The following is a 16,542-nucleotide window of genomic DNA, read 5'->3' on the forward strand; positions in this document are numbered from 1 at the left end:
CCGCACCGGTGTCGTAGGGCCTGTGAGCGGGGGCCTTACGGCACCGGTGCGGGTTCGGCCGTGGCACGGATCAGGGCCGCGGCAGCGATCAGTCCAGGCCGGCCAGGTACGTCTCGACGGCGTCGGCCGCGACGGCCGGGCCGTCGACGGACCGCATGCGCTCCCGCATCGCCCGCACCCGCTCGGCCACGGGCGCGTCGCCCGTCACCCGGGCCGCGACCTCGCGCAGGCTCTCCACCGTGACGTCCTCCTTGGCCAGCAGGCGGCCGAGGCCCAGCTCCTCCACGCGCAGGGCGTTCGCCCGCTGCTCGTTCGTCTGGGGCACGAGCACCATGGGCACACCGTTGTTCAGCGACTCCATGGTGCTGTTCATCCCGCCGTGGTTGATGAACAGCCGGGCGTGGCGCAGCACATCGAGCTGGGGTGCGTACCGCCGTACGTCGACGTTCGCGGGCAGCGGTCCGAGGTCGGCCGGGTCGGTGTGCTCGCCGACGGTGATGAGGACGTCCCACTCGGAGTCGCCGAAGGCCTTGATGGCCATCTGGAAGAACTCCGGCCAGCCCCTGGCCGAGGTGCCGAGCGAGATCAGCAGCACGGGCCGGTCCGGCGAGGCCGGCTGCCAGGTGCCCTGGTAGGGGCGTTCGGCAATGCAGGGGCCGGTGAAGACGAAGCGTTCGTCGAAGGTCTCGCCGGCGTACTGGAATTCGCGTGGAAGGAAGATGACGGCGAGCTTCTCGATGTGCGTGAGGAAACCCATCGGGTCGGCCGGCAGACCGAACTGTGGCAGCACACCCGCGAGTTTCCGCACCGCTTCGACGATCTGCGGGTCGTTCGGTCCGGCCACCGGGAACTTCTCCCGGATCGAGAAGTGTTCGTTCGCGCCGAACACGGGATACGTCCGGACCAGCGGAATGCCGTTCTTGGCGGCGAAGAAGCGCGCTCCCCAGGCCATGAAGTCATGGACGATCACGTCCGGCCTGTTCTCCTCGTAGAACGGGGCGACCTGGGCCACCAGGGAGATGGCCTCGTTCAGGCTCCGCAGTCCCTCGCCCGCGGTCTCCTCGGGGGTCAGGGGGACCCGGTAGAAGTCTCCGAAGACCGATTCGTATCGGACCGGTTCGGCACCGGCGGCCTTCATGATGGGGGCGAAGTGCTCCGTCACGGTGCAAGTGACGCGATGCCCCCGTTTCGCCAGTTCCTCGATCATGCCGACCGTGGGATTGACATGGCCTACGGCCGGAAAGTTGAAGAAAGCAATGTGGCGTCGCACGAATGTCTCCTGCCGCTCATCCAGTTCCGATGGGTTTGCCGTGTGAGGCGGACCGCTGTATCTGGTCGAGGAGTTCCGCCTGCCGCAGGGTCTCGCCGGTGTCCGGCAGGGCTCCGGAGCGCACGGCGGCGGCGAAGACCGCGACGGTCGCCGCCACCTGGTCGTGCGGTGCGAGCCGGATCTCCTCGGTCTTGCCGTCGCGGTGGAGGCCGATCACGGGGATGTGGTCGGCGGGCGGAGTGAACGCCCGGTCGACGGTGATGCTGCCCTCGCTGCCCCACAGTTCGTACGACGAGCGGTAGGCGTGCTCCATACCGAAGGTGATCTGGGCCGTGACGGTACCGGGCGTGCTCAGCAACGCTGCGCCGGAGGTCTCGACCTGCCGGCCCGCACCCCGGACGAGGCGGGCGCCGGTGACGTCGAGTCGGGGGCCCAGGAAGTGCAGCGCGGCGCGAAGGGGGTAGATCCCGACGTCCGCCAGGGCCCCGCCACCGAGTGCCGGGTCGTATCGGATGTCACCGTCCTGAAGCGGGGGAATGGTGAACGCCGCGTGGAACGCGCGCAGTTCGCCTATCGCACCGTCGGCGAGCAGACGCCGTACCGCCCCGTGCCGGTGGTGATGGACGAACATGACGTTCTCCATCAGCACCAGGCCGCGGGCGTCGGCGAGTTCGAGCAGCTCCGCGGTGCGGTGACGGTCTGTGGACAGGGGCTTCTCGGCGAGGACGTGCCGGCCCGTGGTCAGTGCCTTCTCGGTCCACTCGGCGTGCAGGGCGGCGGGCAGCGGCACATAGACGGCCTGGACGTCGTCCCGTTCCAGGAGCGCGTCGTATCCGTGGACCGCTGGGCAGCCGCCGAAGCGCTCGGCGATCTGCCGCGCCCTGGCCGCGTCCCGGCTGGCCACCGCTGCGATCTCGATGTCGGGGGAGGCGGCGAAGGCGGGGAGCATCCGGCGCACCGCGATGCCCGCGCATCCGATCACCCCGATCCGCAGGGGGTCGGTCATCGGGTCCTCACCGCCGTCGCGTTGAGACAGGCGAGCAGGGTGCGGGCCTGGACGTTGAGGTAGTGGCCGTGCCGGGCCAGGGAGGTGAGCTGTCCGGGGGTGACCCAGGCATAGCCGGGCGGCGGGTCCTGCGGGGCGTCGGCCTCGCCCGCCTCGACGAGGAGGTAGCGGCTCTCGGCGTTGAGGAAGCGGCCGCCCTCCTCGGAGTGCACGGCCTCGTAGCGGACGCGGTCCGGGCCGGCGCGCAGCACCGTGTCCAGGAACAACGGGCGGCCGCTCGCGGGCAGATGGGTGTAGTTGTCCGGCGTGTACTGCACGGTCGGGCCGAGTTCGACGGTGTCGAGGAAGCCGGCCTCGACCCGCGCGTGCACCAGGACGTGCGGGACGCCGCCGAACTCCCGGGTGAGGAAGGCGGTGACACCGGGGCCGACCGGCTCGAACAGGGGCTGGGTCCAGCCCGTCACCTCACGGTTTCCCGCCTGCACGGAGACGGCGACGACGTTGAAGTAGCGGCCCGCCTCGTGCTCGATGGTGCTCTCCCGGCGCTTCCAGCCGGGCAGGTTGTCCAGCGGGACGCGCTCGGCCCGCACACTGTGCCGGGTGCGCTCGCCGGTGATCCACGAGAACAGTTCGGTGTCGGAGAGCAGCGCGCCCTCCCAGGCGTCGCCGAACGGCAGGCAGGACAGCACCGTGCGCGCGTCCATGTTGACCACGTTGTCCAGGTGCAGCAGTTCGGCGATCTGACCGAGGGTGAGCCAGCAGAAGTCGTCGAGGAGCGGGACGTCACCAACGGCCTCGACCACCATGTTGCGGTTGGACTTGTGGTAGAACCACGAGCCGTGCTCGGACTGGAGCACGTCCGCGACGATCCGGCCGCGGTCCGGCCCGACGAAGTACTCGATGTACTTGACGTCGGCGCCCCGGTGGGCCTTGGTGTAGTTGCTCCGCGTCGCCTGCACCGTGGGCGAGAGCTGGAGCAGGTTGGGGTTGCCGGGCTCCATCTTCGCCTGCATCAGGAAGTGCAGCACCCCGTCGAACTCCTTGACGAGGATCCCCAGGACGCCCACCTCGGGCTGTTTGATGATGGGCTGGTACCAGTCGGCGTACGGGCCGTCGCCGTGCGGTTCGCCCTCCTCCGTCACGTGCAGGCCCTCGACCGTGAAGAACCGGCCGCTGCGGTGCACCAGGTTCCCGGTGGACTCCTGGAACGACCAGCCGTCCAGCTCCACGAACGGGATCCGCGCTACGCGGAAGGTGTTGGCCCTGCCTCGTTCGGCCAGCCAGTCGGCGAAGTCTTCGGTGCGCAGGTGCCCGCCTTGGACGGTGGCCGCCGAGAGAGCGATCCGGTCCGGCAGGCTCGTGTTCTCACGCGTCTGGAGTGAGTGGGACGACGGCATCGGAGAAACTCCCTGCCTTTCTGGTGAGGAGAGCGCGGCCGGGTCGGGCCTGGTCGGCCGCGATGAAGTCGTTGAGGACCCGGCGGTAGTAGTCGGGGCCGAAGCCCAGGTCCGCGACGTGCGGGACCAGGGCGCGCAACTTCTCGGTGGAGATGGCGTACTCGACGCCCGCGACACCTACTTCCACGTACCTCTTGCGCGGCACGAGCCGCAGCGCTCGGGCCAGATGGTCGACGATGTCCTCCACCGGGACCGCGAAGCCGGAGGCCACGTTGACCGTGTCGGCCCGCAGACCCGCGGCGAGCAGCCGGTCGATGATCATCAGCATGTCGCCGACACCGATCAGGTCGCGGGCCGCACCCCGGTGCAGGGACACCACCCCGCCCCGCACCTGCCGCACCAGCGTGGGGATGAGCTGGTGGTACCGCCCGTGCGGGCCCACCAGGTGCGCCAGCCGGAGGATGAGGTGGTCGGTCCCGGAGTCGCGCAACTGCTCCTCGAGCGCGAGTTTGTGTGCGCCGTAGGGGGTGGCGGGCGTCACCGGGGTGTCCTCCCTGCCGGGTCCCTCGGTGAGCCCGTACATTCCGGTGGCGGCCGTCGAGAAGAACAACAGCAGCTGCCCATTGGCCGCGCACTGCTTCGCGACGTCGCGCAGCAGTGCGGCCTCCCGTGCGTAGTCCGCGTCGGAGGCGCCGCTCGTCCTGGACTCCCCCGCCGCGAGGGCCACGGTGCCCGGATGCCGGCCGGCCAGCGGACGCAGGCTCCGTGCCAGGAATCCGGTTCCCACTATCTCCATCGTCGTCCCGATCTCCCTGGGGGAGGCGGCCCTGCGGGCTCCGAGCCGTCGGCGAACCCCGTTCCCGGGCAGGCGTGTTCGGGGCCTGGTCCCGGGGGGTGCGCCGACGGGCTCTCAGCCGTGCTGGGCCACGAACTCCTTGATCGTGGCGGTCATGTAGTCGAGCATTTCGTCGGTGAGTCCCGGGTAGACGCCGATCCAGAACGTGTGCTCGGTGATGACGTCGCTGTTCGTGAGGTCGCCGACGACACGGTGGGGCCGGCCGATGTAGGCGGGCTGCCGGGTGAGGTTGCCGGCGAACAGCCGCCGGGTGCCGATCCTGTGCTCCTCGAGATGGGCGACCAGTTCGGCGCGGGTGAAGCGGGCCTCGGGGTCGACGGTGATGACGAAACCGAACCAGCTCGGGTCGGACTTCGGGGTGGGCTCCGGGAGCAACAGGCCCGGCACGCCGTCCAGTCCCTCGCGCAGCCGGCGCCAGTTGCGCCGCCGCGCCTCGATGAAGCCGTCGAGTTTGTCGAGCTGGGCGAGGCCCAGCGCGGCCTGGATGTCGGTTCCCTTCAGGTTGTAACCGACGTGCGAGAAAATGTACTTGTGGTCGTATCCGGCGGGCAGGTCGCCCATCTGGTACTCGAACCGCTTGAAGCAGGTGTTGTTCTTGCCGGGTTCGCACCAGCAGTCCCGGCCCCAGTCGCGCAGCGACTCCACGATGCGGGCGAGGCCCAGGTCGGAAGTGAGCAGGCAGCCGCCCTCGCCCATGGTGAGGTGGTGTGCGGGATAGAAGCTGACCGTGGTCATGTGGCCGAACGTGCCGGTGATCCGGCCGTCATAGGTGGAGCCGACCGCGTCGCAGTTGTCCTCGATGAGGTAGAGGTCGTGCTCCTCGGCGAGCTGGGCCACCTCGGCGACCTCGAAGGGGTTGCCGAGGGCGTGCGCGATGATGATCGCCCGCGTCCTGGGCCCGATCGCCCGCGCCACCCGCTCGGCCGTGGTGTTGTACGTGGCCAGGTCCACGTCCACGAAGACCGGGATGAGCCCGTTCTGCAGGATCGGGTTGACGGTGGTGGGGAAGCCCGCCGCGACGGTGATCACCTCGTCGCCCGGCTTCAGCCGCCGGTCGCCGAGCTGGTGCGAGGTGAGGGCCGAGACGGCCAGGAGGTTCGCCGACGAACCCGAGTTGGTCAGATGGGCCTTGCGCCGCTTCAGCCGCTTGGCGAAGGCGGACTCGAACTTCCGGGAGCTGGGTCCGGCGGCGATGCGCATGGTCAGCGCGGCCTCGACGATGGCGACCCGGTCCTGCTCGTCCAGGACCGCGCCGGACGGCCAGATCTCGGTCACGCCGGGCACGAACTCCCGGTCGGGCGCGGTGTCCCGGTGGTATCTGCGGACCTCGTCCAGCACCAGTTCCCTGTGGTCGCCGTGGTCGCCGTTGTCGCTGGTCTGGCTCATTTCGTCATGTCCTTCCGTTGACTGGTGCCGGCACCGCGGCCGCGAGCAGGTCGCGCAGCGAGTCGTCGAGGGTGCGGCGCGGCCGCCATCCCAGGAGCCGCAGCGCCCGTGAGACGTCGAGTTGCTGCCATGCCACGTCGGTGCGCGGGGACGGGTCGGGGACGGCCTCGACGACCGGGAGGTCCACACCGCTGAGGTCGACCATGCGGTCGATCAGCGCGTGCATCGGGACGGCCTCGCCGCGGCCGACGTTGATCACCTGGCCGCCGGCGTCCGCCTTGGGCGCGGTGGCGGCGGCGCGTACGGCGTCGACGGCGTCGTGGACGTCCACGAGGTCGCGATGGGCGCGCAGCGGCGGGAGGCTGAGCTCGCCGGGCTTCTCGCCCAGGGCCTGGACGCGGGCGGCCTCGCCGAGGTGTGCGGCGACCCGGCCGAAGAAGCTGCCGGCCGGCACCCCGGCGCCGATCACGTTGGCGAGGCGGAGGACCACGGCGTCCATGCCGTCGTCCGCCGCGGCCTTGAGGACGGTTCGCGTGCCGAGGAGTTTGGTACGTCCGTACGGTGTGACGGGTGCGGGTTCCTGCTCCTCGCGGGTGCCGGCGCCCGGCGTACCGGCGCCGTACTCGTGGATGGTGCCCAGCTGGATCAGCCGTGGCGGGTGGGGCAGTTCGGCGAGTACCCGGGTGAGGCGGACGACCAGTTCCGCGTTGCCCGCGGTCATCTCGGCCTCGTCGCCCCGCCACACCCGGCCGGCGGCGTTGACCACCGCGTCGGGCCGCAACGAGCCGAAGAGACCGGCGAGTTCGCGTGCGCCGGCCGTGAGCAGGTCCATACGGACGTGGCACGCATCCGCCGGGCCGTCCCCCGCCGGGCTCCGGGACACCAGGTGCACCAGGGCGCCGTCGGCGTGGAAGGCCTCGCCGATACGGCGGCCCAGATAGCCGGTGCCGCCGAGCACCACGACACGGAGTCCGGATGCCGGCCCGTTCTCAGCCGTGGTCACGGTCGGCCCCGTACTTGACGGCCTTCCACCAGTCGGGGTGGTCGCGGTACCAGGCCACCGTGGCGGCCAGGCCCTCCTCGAACCCGATCTGCGGCACGTAGCCGAGTTCTTCACGGATCTTGGACTCGTCGATGGAGTACCGCAGGTCGTGTGCCTTGCGGTCGGCGACGTGGCGGATCATCCCCTCGCCGGATCCGGTCAGTTCGAGCAGGCGCTCGGTGATGGCCCGGTTGGTGCGCTCGTTGCCGCCGCCGATGTTGTAGATCTCGCCGGCCCGGCCGCTGTCGAGTACGAGGTGGATGCCGCGGCAGTGGTCGTCCACGTGCAGCCATTCCCGGATGTTGCGTCCGTCGCCGTACAGCGGCACCTGCCTGCCTTCGAGCAGGTTGGTGACGAACAGCGGGATGAGCTTCTCGGGGTGCTGGTACGGCCCGTAGTTGTTGGAGCAGCGCGTGATGGAGAGGTTCACTCCGTGCGTACGCCAGTAGGTACGGGCGACCAGGTCGGAACAGGCCTTGGACGCCGCGTACGGGGTGTTGGGCAGCAGCGGCCGGTCCTCGGTCCACGAACCTTCGTCGATCGAGCCGTACACCTCGTCGGTGGAGACGTGCACGACCCGCTCGACACCGCTGTCCAGCACGGCGTCGAGGAGCGTCTGGGTGCCCAGGACATTGGTGCGGAAGAACGGTCCCGCGCCCTCCAGCGAGCGGTCCACGTGGGACTCGGCGGCGAAGTGCACCACGGCGTCGTGGCCGGGCAGCAGGTCACGCAGCAGGCCCAGGTCGCAGACGTCTCCCTGGACGAACTCCAGGCGCGGGTGCGCGGCGGGCAGGTTGTCGCGGTTGCCCGCGTAGGTCAGCTTGTCCAGGGCGGTGACCCCGGCGTCCTCCCACCCCGCGTACGCGTTCGCGAGAAGGTTGCGGACGAAGTTGGAGCCGATGAAACCGGCTGCTCCGGTGACGAGGATCCTCATGCCGCGACTTCCACTCTGGTGTGGTCTCCGACGACCAGGCGGTAACGGTCCGTGCTCTGCCCGCTGGTGCCGACGGAGGCGGAGCGACCGATGACGGAACTGCGCAGGCCCTGGACGCCGGTGACCGAGGCACCGTCCAGGGCGATGGAGTACTCCAGCCGGCTTCCGGTGACGGCGCACGCGCGCCCGATGGACGTGTGCGGGCCGATGTGGCTGTCCTCCACGACCGTGCCGGCGCCGATGATCACCGGCCCCTCGATGCGGGAGCGCAGGATGCGCGCCCCCTCCTCCACGACGACCGGTCCCACCAGCACACTGGCGTCGTCGACCGCACCGTCCAGGGCCGGCCGCAGGCTCTCCAGGATGTGCTGGTTGCAGTCGAGGACGTCCTCCACGTTCCCGGTGTCCTTCCAGTAGCCCTCGTACTGGCCGGCCCTTACGTCCGCGCCCGTCGACACCAGCCACTGGATCGCGTCGGTGATCTCCAGTTCGCCGCGGGCGCTGGGCTCGATGGCCCGGACCGCCTCGTGGATGGCGGCGGTGAAGAAGTACACGCCCATCAGGGCCAGGTCGCTGCGCGGCTGCTGCGGCTTCTCCACCAGGCGCAGCACCTCGCCGCCGGGACCGAGTTCGGCGACGCCGAAGGCGCGCGGGTCCGGGACCTTGTACACCACGACATGGGCGGCCGGACGGTGCGCCGCGAACTCCTCGGCGATACCGGCGATCCCCTCGGGCAGCATGTTGTCGCCGAGGTACATCACGAAGTCGTCGTCACGGAGGAAGTCCCGGGCGATGGCGACGGTGTGGGCGAGGCCGAGCGGAGCCTCCTGCGGGATGTAGGTCAGCCGTGCCCCGAACCGCGAGCCGTCCCCGAGCGCCTGCTGGATCTCCTGGGCGCGGTCGCCGACGATGACGCCGACCTCGGTCACCCCCAGGTCCAGGATGTTCCCGAGGACGTATTCCAGGACCGGCGTGTTCGCGATGGGGATGAGCTGTTTGGGCATGGAGTAGCTGAAGGGCCGCAGGCGGGTGCCCGATCCGCCGGCCAGCACCAGAGCCTTCATGGGAGGTCCTCTCGCTTCATGTGTTGATGCCTCTTCGGTCCGGTGCGCGGTTCGCGGCCGCTCGGCCGTGTCCTCCTCGCCCCGGTGCGTGGGCGGTCGGCGGCACCGGGGGTGACGCCGGGTCAGACGGCGGCGAAATCCGACAGCGTGCCCGCGGCCAGGGCCTCGGCCAGCGTCGGTGCCTGCGCGTCCTTGTCCGAGATAAGCGGTGTCCCGGCGCACTCCCAGGGAAGGTCCAGGTCGGGGTCGAGCGGGTTGATGTCGATCTGTGTTCCGGGGACGTACGTGGTCGAGACGACGTAGCAGATGCAGGCGTCGTCGGTGAGCGCCAGGAATCCGTGGCCGACGCCCTCCGGCACGTACACGGACCGGCCGGAGGCGGCGTCCAGTTCGTTGACCTGGTGCCTGCCGAAGGTGGGCGAGCCGACCCGCAGGTCGACGACGATGTCGCGCAGCGCGCCCCGGACGCAGGTGACGAACTTCGCCTGGCCCGGAGGGACGCTCACGCTGTGGATGCCGCGCAGGGTGTGGCGCCGGGACACCGAGTAGTTGATCTGACGGGGCTGGAAGGCGATCCCGGCGGACCGCTCCAGTACGTCGGTGCGCAGCGACTCGTAGAACACGCCCCGGCTGTCGGATATGTGGTCCGGCTCGATCAGAAACGTGCCGGGGATGCCGATTTCCTCGACGCGCACGTTCGCCTCTTCTTCCTCAAGTCGACTGGCCTCGGTCCGGTACGGCGGCGGGTGGTGCCCGCAGCTCAGCCGCGGTGCTCCGCGGCCAGCCGCTCCAGGACCGGCACCACGTCCTTCGGTGCCGGGGCAGCCAGCATGTCCTCGTACAGGGCACGCGCGCCGAGCTGGAAGGACGGCTCCTCGAGCAGCCGTACGAGGTCCTTCTGCATGCTGTCGACGTCGATCGCGGCCGGGTCGGCGACCAGTCCCGCGCCCCGGCGGGCGACGTACCGCGCCGTGACCATCTCGTCCCACATCGGCAGCGGCACGACGAGCTGTGGCACCTTGAACGCCACGGCGGCGGCGAACGTCCCGCCGCCCCCGTGGTGGATGATCGCCGAGCTGGTGGGCAGCACCTGGTTGAGCGGGAGGTACGCGAGGGCGCGGACGTTGTCGGGGAGCGTGCCGGCCGCTTCCAGCTGCTCGCTGTTCAGCGTCGCGACCAGTTCCAGGTCGAGGCCGGACACGGACTCGAAGAACTCCCGCATCGGGAAGCCGCTGTGCCGGCCGGCGAGCAGCCGGCGGCTCACCCCCAGGGTGAGCACGACGCGGGGCCGCTCCTGCCGGGCGTGCAGCCAGTCGGGAAGCGTGGTGGCACCGTTGTACGGGACGCGGCGGACCGGGACGTACGTCAGGTCCAGCGGGGTGCGCATCCGGGACTGGGTCAGGTCCAGGGTCCACTGGCCGGTGAGCGTCTCCTCGGTGAAGTCGAGACCGTAGCGCTCCAGCACCGGGCGCAGCCACGGCAGCCACGGGTCCTCGGTCAGGTCCGAGGACGGATCGGCGAGCTCCTGACGCGTCTTGGCGCGGACCAGGCCGACGTTGTCGGTGCCGAACAGCAGACGCGCGTGGGCGGCGCCGCAGGCGCGGGCGGCCACGGCCCCGGTCGGCGCCAGCGGGTCCCACAGCACCAGGTCCGGACGCCAGCCCTGGGCGAACTCCACCAGCGTGTCCAGGACGGGCCGGCGCCCGCCCTCCACGGCCGCGGGCGGGTAGTACGCGTTGAACATGCCCCCGAGTACGGCCCTCGCCGTGCGCCAGGCGTTCGGGTCGTCGGGGTCGAGCGCCAGGGTGGGCCGGTTGGGGCCCGCGCCGGCGATGAGGGGCGCGAGCGAGGCGGTGAGTTCCTCCTTGCCGCCCAGCGTGACGGCGGTGAGGCCGGCCGAGGTGATGTTCTCGATCACCTTCTGGTCGACCACACCTTCGGGGCTGGCCACCACGACCTCGTGGCCGGCGCTCTGCAACGCCCACGCCAGCGGGATGGCTGGATAAAGATGTGCCGATGCCGGAAAGATGGTGAAAAGAACGCGCATCGCTGACCTCTCCGAGACTGCCGGCACCATGCCGACGCGTACGGTTCGCACGCATCCTGCGGGCGCCCTCTAAAGAGCCGCTTGTGCACCGCGGGCCGGGGGGAGGGGAGCGTTGTACCGCCACGGCCCGCTTCCACGCCTCCGGCCGAAGGTTCACCGGAAAAGATGAATCAGTTTCAACTCTTTTCCAAATGCCGGTCAGTTACAGAGTTTTGCGCTCACAGGGCTTTGAATGCCACACAATTTTTACGAGGTTGACTTACGATCTCCGCAGGATGGAGGCCGTGGAGATGATGGAGAGTCCCGACCGTTCCGGCACCGTGGACGAGTCGAGCAGTGCGGACGTCCCCCGGGGAGCTCAGTGATACGGATACTGATCGCCGAGGACATGAACATGGTCCGCGGCGCCCTGGTCGCGCTGCTGAATCTCCAGGACGATCTCGACGTGGTCTGTGAGGTCGAACGCGGGGACGAGATCGTCGACATGGCGCTCAAGCACCGGCCCGATGTCGCCATCATCGACATCGACCTGCCCGGCGTCGACGGCCTGTCGGCCGCCGGCCTGCTGCGCGAACAGCTCCCCCAGTGCCGCGTCCTCATCCTCACCAGCCTCGGCCGCCCCGGCGCTCTGCGCCGGGCCCTCGAGGCCCGGGTCTCCGGCTATCTCCGCAAGGACGCCCCGTCCTCCGAACTCGCCACCGCGGTACGGCGGGTGGCGGCGGGACACCGGGCCGTAGACCCGGAACTGGCGCTGGCCGCCTGGGGAGAGTACGAGAGCCCCCTCACCGACCGGGAGACAGAGGTGCTGCGGCTAGCGGCGGAGGGGGCGGAGCCCCGGGAGATCGCCGCCAAGCTGCGCTTGTCGGCCGGGACCGTGCGCAACTACCTGACGACCGTCGTCGCCAAGCTCAACGCCCGCAACCGCGTCGACGCGATCCGCATCGCACGGGACTCGGACTGGCTGCTTTGACCGCGCCGGCGGGTCGCGGTCGTTCGTCACAGGCCTGACGCGTCCGCCGCTCGCCGCCGCACACCCACGCCCGGCACCTCCGCCGGTCACGGCCGGAACTCGCACGCCCGCCCGGTGTTCGCACAGTGTCACGCGACCTCGCGGACCGGCTTTGGCCGATCACAAGGAGCGCTTTCTAGGGTGCGGCGGCAGGTGGTCAGCTGTGCGGCACCACAAGCCCGTCGGCGCCTTTCCCGACGTCGAACCGCACGGCAAGGGCGATCTCGCCTCCCTTCTCACCGGCAACGACTCCTGGACCGTGGAGACCTCATGACGTACGTCATCGCCCAGCCCTGCGTGGATCTCAAGGACAAGGCCTGCGTCGACGAGTGTCCCGTCGACTGCATCTACGAAGGTCCGCGCAAGCTGTACATCAACCCCGACGAATGCGTGGACTGCGGAGCCTGTGAGCCCGTGTGCCCGGTCGAGGCGATCTTCTACGAGGACTCCCTGCCCGAAGAGTGGGCCGGCTATCTCACCGCCGAGCGGGACGTGTTCGCCGGGACCGGAGCGCCCGGCGGCGCGAGCGCGGCGGGACCGCCGGCCGAGGACCACCCGATCGTCGGAAAAGAGCCGGTCGAAGCGGTCTGAACGCCATGGGTGCGGGGGACGCCGACCCCGCACTTCAGTGCGGCTTCCCCGGTCCTTCAGCGGAGTCGGGCAACGTGCACCCCGTCAAGCGCACGTGCCCAGCAAGCGTTCCGCAGAGCCGCCGGACACCGCCGCAGAGGAATTCCATGGACACCTTCACCCCACCGTCCCCCTCTTTCCTCGGACCCCACCATCTCGTCCACAGGCCGGGCAGCCCCGAGGCCTTTCTGCTCAAGGCGACGGCGCCGGTACGGCAGAACTTCGCCTTCTCGGCTCAACTGCCCGAAGAACACCCGCTGTTCGGCGACTCCGAATCGCGGTACCACGACCTGCTTTTCCCCGTGGAGTCGCTGCGCCGAACCATGCTGTTCGCGGCTCGCCGGTACTTCAGAGTGCCGGCGGGCCGGCACCCCGTAGTCGCCTCCGGCGGAGCCGCGATCACCGGTCTGGACGCCTGGCGCCGCGACGGCGTGCGGGCCGGGATCTCCCTGGAACTCGGGATGACACCGCTCGACGTCGTGGGCGGCGTGCCGCGCGGTCTGGAGTGCGAGGCCGCCGTCTCGATCGACGGCGAGCGCTGTGGCACGGCTTCGGCCCGGCTGGTCTTCCTCGCCCGGGGCGTCCACCACAGCCATCGTGCGCTCGGCCGGCAGGAGAGCGAGGAGCCCATGACGGCCCAGGACGGTGGCCCGGTGTCCGCCGGCATGCCGCTGCCCGAACAGGTGGGTCACCGGGACAGCCGTAACGTCCTGGTCGGGCTGCCCGAGTACGCCGGAGCGGACGGCGACGGCCTCGTCTTCCCCGTCCACGCGGGGGCGGCCGCCGCGTTGCTGTCCGAGGCGTCCGGCGCGCCGGACGAGGTGCCGCCGATGCTGTTCCTGGAGGTGTCCCGCCAGGTGGGGCTGCTCGCCGCCGCGGAGCTGCGCGGCTTCGTGCCGTCGTACGCCGTGCTGTCCCGGTGGCAGGCCTCGTTCCTCGGCTTCGCCGAGCCCGGGCTGCCGCTGCACTGCACGGTGCGGGAAGGCGTGCGCCGCACGGACGGACGGGTGTCCCGGGACGAGGCGGGCCGGCCGGTGATCGACCTGCGGCTGTCGTTCCTCCAGGGCAGCCGGGTCGTGGCGCGTGTCACCGCGGCCGTGCTGCAGGACTGCTGAGGCACGCGATGAGATACCGCGTGCTCGGCCCCGTGCACATGTCGCCTCGTACGCCGTCCGCGGCCAAGCCGCGCGCGGTGCTGGCCACCCTGTTGGTGCAGAGCAACACGGTGGTCTCGACCCATACCCTGATCGACGAACTGTGGGGTGCCGAACCCCCGCGCACGGCCACCACCACCCTCCAGGTGTACGTGTCCCAGCTGCGCAAGGCCCTGCCGGCGGCGACCGGCGAGACCCCGGCGGAGACGGACACGGCGCAGCCGCTGCTGACCCGGCCCCCCGGCTATCTGATGCGGGTCGCCCCCGGCGAACTGGACCTGTCCGTCTTCGAGTCGCTGCGGGCCGAGGGCCGGGCCGCGTACGGCCGGGGTGAGTACGGGGACGCCTCGCAGGCGCTGAGCCGTGCGCTCGCTCTGTGGACGGGGCCCGCGCTCGCCGGCATCCCGCACGGGCCCTCGCTGCAGACCTCCGCGATCAGGCTGAACGAACTGCGCGCCGAGGTGCTGGAACAGCGGATCTCCGCCGATCTGCGCCTCGGGCTGCACCAGGAGCTCATCGGTGAGCTGATGGCCCTCGCGCACGAACATCCGCTGCGCGAGGCGCTGCACTCCCATCTGATGGTGGCGCTCTACCGGTCCGGCCGGCAGTCCGACGCCCTGCAGGTCTACCGGCGGGCGCGACGGGCGCTGGTCGACGAACTGGGGGTGGAGCCCGGACCGGTGCTGAGCAGACTGCAGGAACGGATCCTGGCCTCCGACCCCTCGCTGGCCTGGCACGGTGAGCCCGAGCGCCGGCTCGTTCCCGTCGGCGGATCCGGCGACCGACCGGCCGAGGTACCCGCGAGGGACGCCGGGCCCACGGTGTGGTTGCCGCCGGCCGTGGCCGACTTCACCGGACGCGAGGACCAACTGATCGTCGGTGAACAGCTGTTGGCCGGTGGTTACGCCGGCCGGAACCAGGTGCTCGTGGTGTCGGGCCGGGCGGGCGCCGGAAAGACCGCGCTGGCCGTACGACTGGCCCACGGCGCCGCCGACCGGTTCCCCGACGGACGGGTCCTGGTGACGCTGCGGGACGCCGGCGGGCGAGCCGTCGAATCGAAGACCGCCCTGACGACCCTGCTGCGCCGACTGCACGGACCGCAGGCGACAGGAGCGGACTCCGACGCGGAACCGCTGCCGTCGTCCGAGACGGAACTCGCGGAGCTGCTGCACAGACGCACCGCGGGCCGCAGGATGCTCTTCGTCCTGGACGACGCCGTCTCGGAGGCGCAGGTCCGGCCCGTGCTGTCGGCCGTGCCCGACAGCACGGTGATCCTGACGAGCCGTCATGTGCTCGGTGCGCTGGAGAGCGTGGAGCGCCTGACCCTCGACGTGCTCTCCGCGCCGGAGGCCGAGGCGCTGCTCACGGCGTGCGGCGGAGAGCGGATGCGGGACGATCCGGAGGCGGCCGGGGAGATCGCCCGGCTCTGCGGCCGGCTGCCGCTGGCCCTGCGGGTGGCGGCGGCCGGACTCGCGGCCCGCCCGCACTGGACCGCCGCCGGGCTCGCCCAGCGGCTGCGTGACGAGCGGACCCGGCTGGCCGCGCTCGCGCTGGGCGATCTCGACGTACGCAGCAGCCTGCTGACCGCCTACCGCGACGTGGACGAGGAGGCCAGGCACGCCTTCCGGATACTCGGTCTCGCCTCGCTGCCCGACTTCGCCCTGTGGAGCGCGGCCGCGCTGCTCGGCACGGACCGGGCGGGGGCCGAGCGGCTCACCGAGGAGCTGGTGCAGGCGCATCTGCTGGAGGCGCGGCGGCAGCCGGGGCGACCGGCCACCGTGCGCTACGGCTTCCACGCGCTGCTGCGCTCGCTGGCCCTCGAGGTCCTGGCCCAGGAGTGCCGGCAGGAGGGCCCCGCGGCCGTGGAGCGGCTGTGCCGGGCCTTCCTGACCCTGGCCAGACACGCGGACGCGCGGCTGACTCCCGGCAGGGACCGGCTCGCGCTCGAGGCCGAGCCCCCGGCCGGGGTTTCCCCCGAGGAAGTGGTCGGCAGCGCGCCGCTGCGATGGTTCCAGGAGGAGTCCGCGGGCCTGTCGGAGGCCGTACGGCAGGCCCATGCGGCCGGGTTGTGGAGTCTGTGCTGTGCCCTGGCCTCGGCGTCGGCCGGCTACTACGAGGCGGGCGCCCTGTGGGACGAGTGGGAGTCGACGCACGACCTCGCGCTGGACGCGGCCCGGCGGTCCGGGGACGTCCACGCGGAGGCCGTCGTCCTGCGGTCCCTGGGTGACCTGGCGTGGCAGCGCCACCAGACCTCGGCGGCGCTCGACCGGTACCGGCTCGCCGCGGAGTTGTTCACCCGGCACGGCGACCGGGCGGCGGCGGGCCGCTGCCTGTCCGCGGAGGCGGACGCGCTCCTCGGCCTGGGGCGGGTCGAGCAGGCCGAACGGGCCTATGCGCACGCCCTGTCGGTGAGCCGGCCGGCCGACGACGCTCGCGGGGCGGCCGAGTCGCTGCGCGGACTGGCCCTGGTGGCGCTGCGCCAGGGCCGCAACGAGGAGGCGCTGGCCCGCCTGGCGGAGTGCGAGAGCGCGGCACGCTCGGCGGGCGACCACCGCTGGACCGAGTACGCGCGTCGCACGGCCTCCGCCCTCCGCACGGCCCTCGCGTCGGGCAGCCCGGCCACGGCGGCCTCGACTCCCCTCGAAGTCCGCCCGGGCGTCTGGCTCTTCTGCCCGTCGAAACCGGCGCAACGAGCAGCGTGAGGCTCCGCCCGCCCGGTGCCGGACGCCGTCGCCGGCACCGGGCGG

14 protein-coding genes are annotated in these 16,542 nt (G+C 71.2%); 4 read left to right on the forward strand and 10 right to left on the reverse strand.

Features of this window, described 5'->3' with window-relative positions; genetic code table 11:
- Positions 1–88: 88 nt before the first annotated feature.
- The 10 genes from IEZ19_RS18360 to IEZ19_RS18405 form a co-directional block, all read right to left on the reverse strand.
- A complete protein-coding gene (locus IEZ19_RS18360) occupies positions 89–1,270 on the reverse strand; it encodes a macrolide family glycosyltransferase (RefSeq protein WP_189312278.1) in 1,182 nt (393 codons plus the stop codon).
- Positions 1,271–1,286: 16 nt separating this feature from the next.
- Positions 1,287–2,276 (reverse strand): Gfo/Idh/MocA family protein, encoded by a 990-nt coding sequence (locus IEZ19_RS18365; RefSeq protein WP_189312279.1) that lies wholly within the window; start codon positions 2,274–2,276, stop codon positions 1,287–1,289.
- Positions 2,273–3,673 carry an NDP-hexose 2,3-dehydratase family protein gene (locus IEZ19_RS18370; protein WP_189312280.1) on the reverse strand — a complete coding sequence of 467 codons (1,401 nt, stop codon included), beginning with the start codon at positions 3,671–3,673 and terminating at the stop codon, positions 2,273–2,275. Before IEZ19_RS18370 ends, IEZ19_RS18365 begins: the two co-directional genes overlap by 4 nt.
- Entirely contained in the window at positions 3,642–4,469 is an 828-nt protein-coding gene (locus IEZ19_RS18375; protein ID WP_189312281.1) for an NAD-dependent epimerase/dehydratase family protein, read from the reverse strand. Before IEZ19_RS18375 ends, IEZ19_RS18370 begins: the two co-directional genes overlap by 32 nt.
- 114 nt (positions 4,470–4,583) lie before the next feature.
- Complete coding sequence (gene rfbH, locus IEZ19_RS18380) at positions 4,584–5,915, reverse strand: lipopolysaccharide biosynthesis protein RfbH (RefSeq protein ID WP_189312282.1); 1,332 nt, start codon at positions 5,913–5,915, stop codon at positions 4,584–4,586.
- 4 nt (positions 5,916–5,919) lie between these two features.
- Complete coding sequence (locus tag IEZ19_RS18385) at positions 5,920–6,918, reverse strand: NAD-dependent epimerase/dehydratase family protein (RefSeq protein ID WP_189312283.1); 999 nt, start codon at positions 6,916–6,918, stop codon at positions 5,920–5,922.
- Entirely contained in the window at positions 6,905–7,891 is a 987-nt protein-coding gene (gene rfbB / locus IEZ19_RS18390) for a dTDP-glucose 4,6-dehydratase (RefSeq protein WP_189312284.1), read from the reverse strand. The genes IEZ19_RS18385 and rfbB overlap by 14 nt, the downstream gene beginning before the upstream one ends.
- Positions 7,888–8,955 carry a glucose-1-phosphate thymidylyltransferase gene (locus tag IEZ19_RS18395; protein WP_189312285.1) on the reverse strand — a complete coding sequence of 356 codons (1,068 nt, stop codon included), beginning with the start codon at positions 8,953–8,955 and terminating at the stop codon, positions 7,888–7,890. Before IEZ19_RS18395 ends, rfbB begins: the two co-directional genes overlap by 4 nt.
- 122 nt (positions 8,956–9,077) lie before the next feature.
- Positions 9,078–9,650, reverse strand: coding sequence for a dTDP-4-dehydrorhamnose 3,5-epimerase family protein (locus IEZ19_RS18400; protein WP_189312286.1), 573 nt, complete (start codon positions 9,648–9,650; stop codon positions 9,078–9,080).
- Positions 9,651–9,715: 65 nt separating this feature from the next.
- Positions 9,716–11,002, reverse strand: coding sequence for a nucleotide disphospho-sugar-binding domain-containing protein (locus tag IEZ19_RS18405; RefSeq protein ID WP_189312287.1), 1,287 nt, complete (start codon positions 11,000–11,002; stop codon positions 9,716–9,718).
- 361 nt (positions 11,003–11,363) lie between these two features.
- Between IEZ19_RS18405 and IEZ19_RS18410 the strand changes: the two genes are divergently transcribed.
- The 4 genes from IEZ19_RS18410 to IEZ19_RS18425 all read left to right on the forward strand — a co-directional run bounded on the left by IEZ19_RS18410 (position 11,364) and on the right by IEZ19_RS18425 (position 16,497).
- On the forward strand, positions 11,364–11,972 hold the full coding sequence (locus tag IEZ19_RS18410) for a response regulator transcription factor (protein ID WP_229840454.1): 609 nt from the start codon (positions 11,364–11,366) through the stop codon (positions 11,970–11,972).
- 309 nt (positions 11,973–12,281) lie between these two features.
- A complete protein-coding gene (gene fdxA, locus IEZ19_RS18415) occupies positions 12,282–12,602 on the forward strand; it encodes a ferredoxin (RefSeq protein ID WP_189312289.1) in 321 nt (106 codons plus the stop codon).
- Between the two features lie 146 nt (positions 12,603–12,748).
- A complete protein-coding gene (locus IEZ19_RS18420) occupies positions 12,749–13,756 on the forward strand; it encodes an AfsA-related hotdog domain-containing protein (protein ID WP_189312290.1) in 1,008 nt (335 codons plus the stop codon).
- Between the two features lie 8 nt (positions 13,757–13,764).
- Positions 13,765–16,497, forward strand: a complete 2,733-nt coding sequence (locus IEZ19_RS18425; RefSeq protein WP_189312291.1) for an AfsR/SARP family transcriptional regulator — start codon at positions 13,765–13,767, stop codon at positions 16,495–16,497.
- Positions 16,498–16,542 lie beyond the last annotated feature (45 nt).

Origin of the sequence: Streptomyces brasiliensis, from assembly GCF_014647875.1 — a bacterium.
GTDB lineage: Bacteria > Actinomycetota > Actinomycetes > Streptomycetales > Streptomycetaceae > Streptomyces > Streptomyces brasiliensis.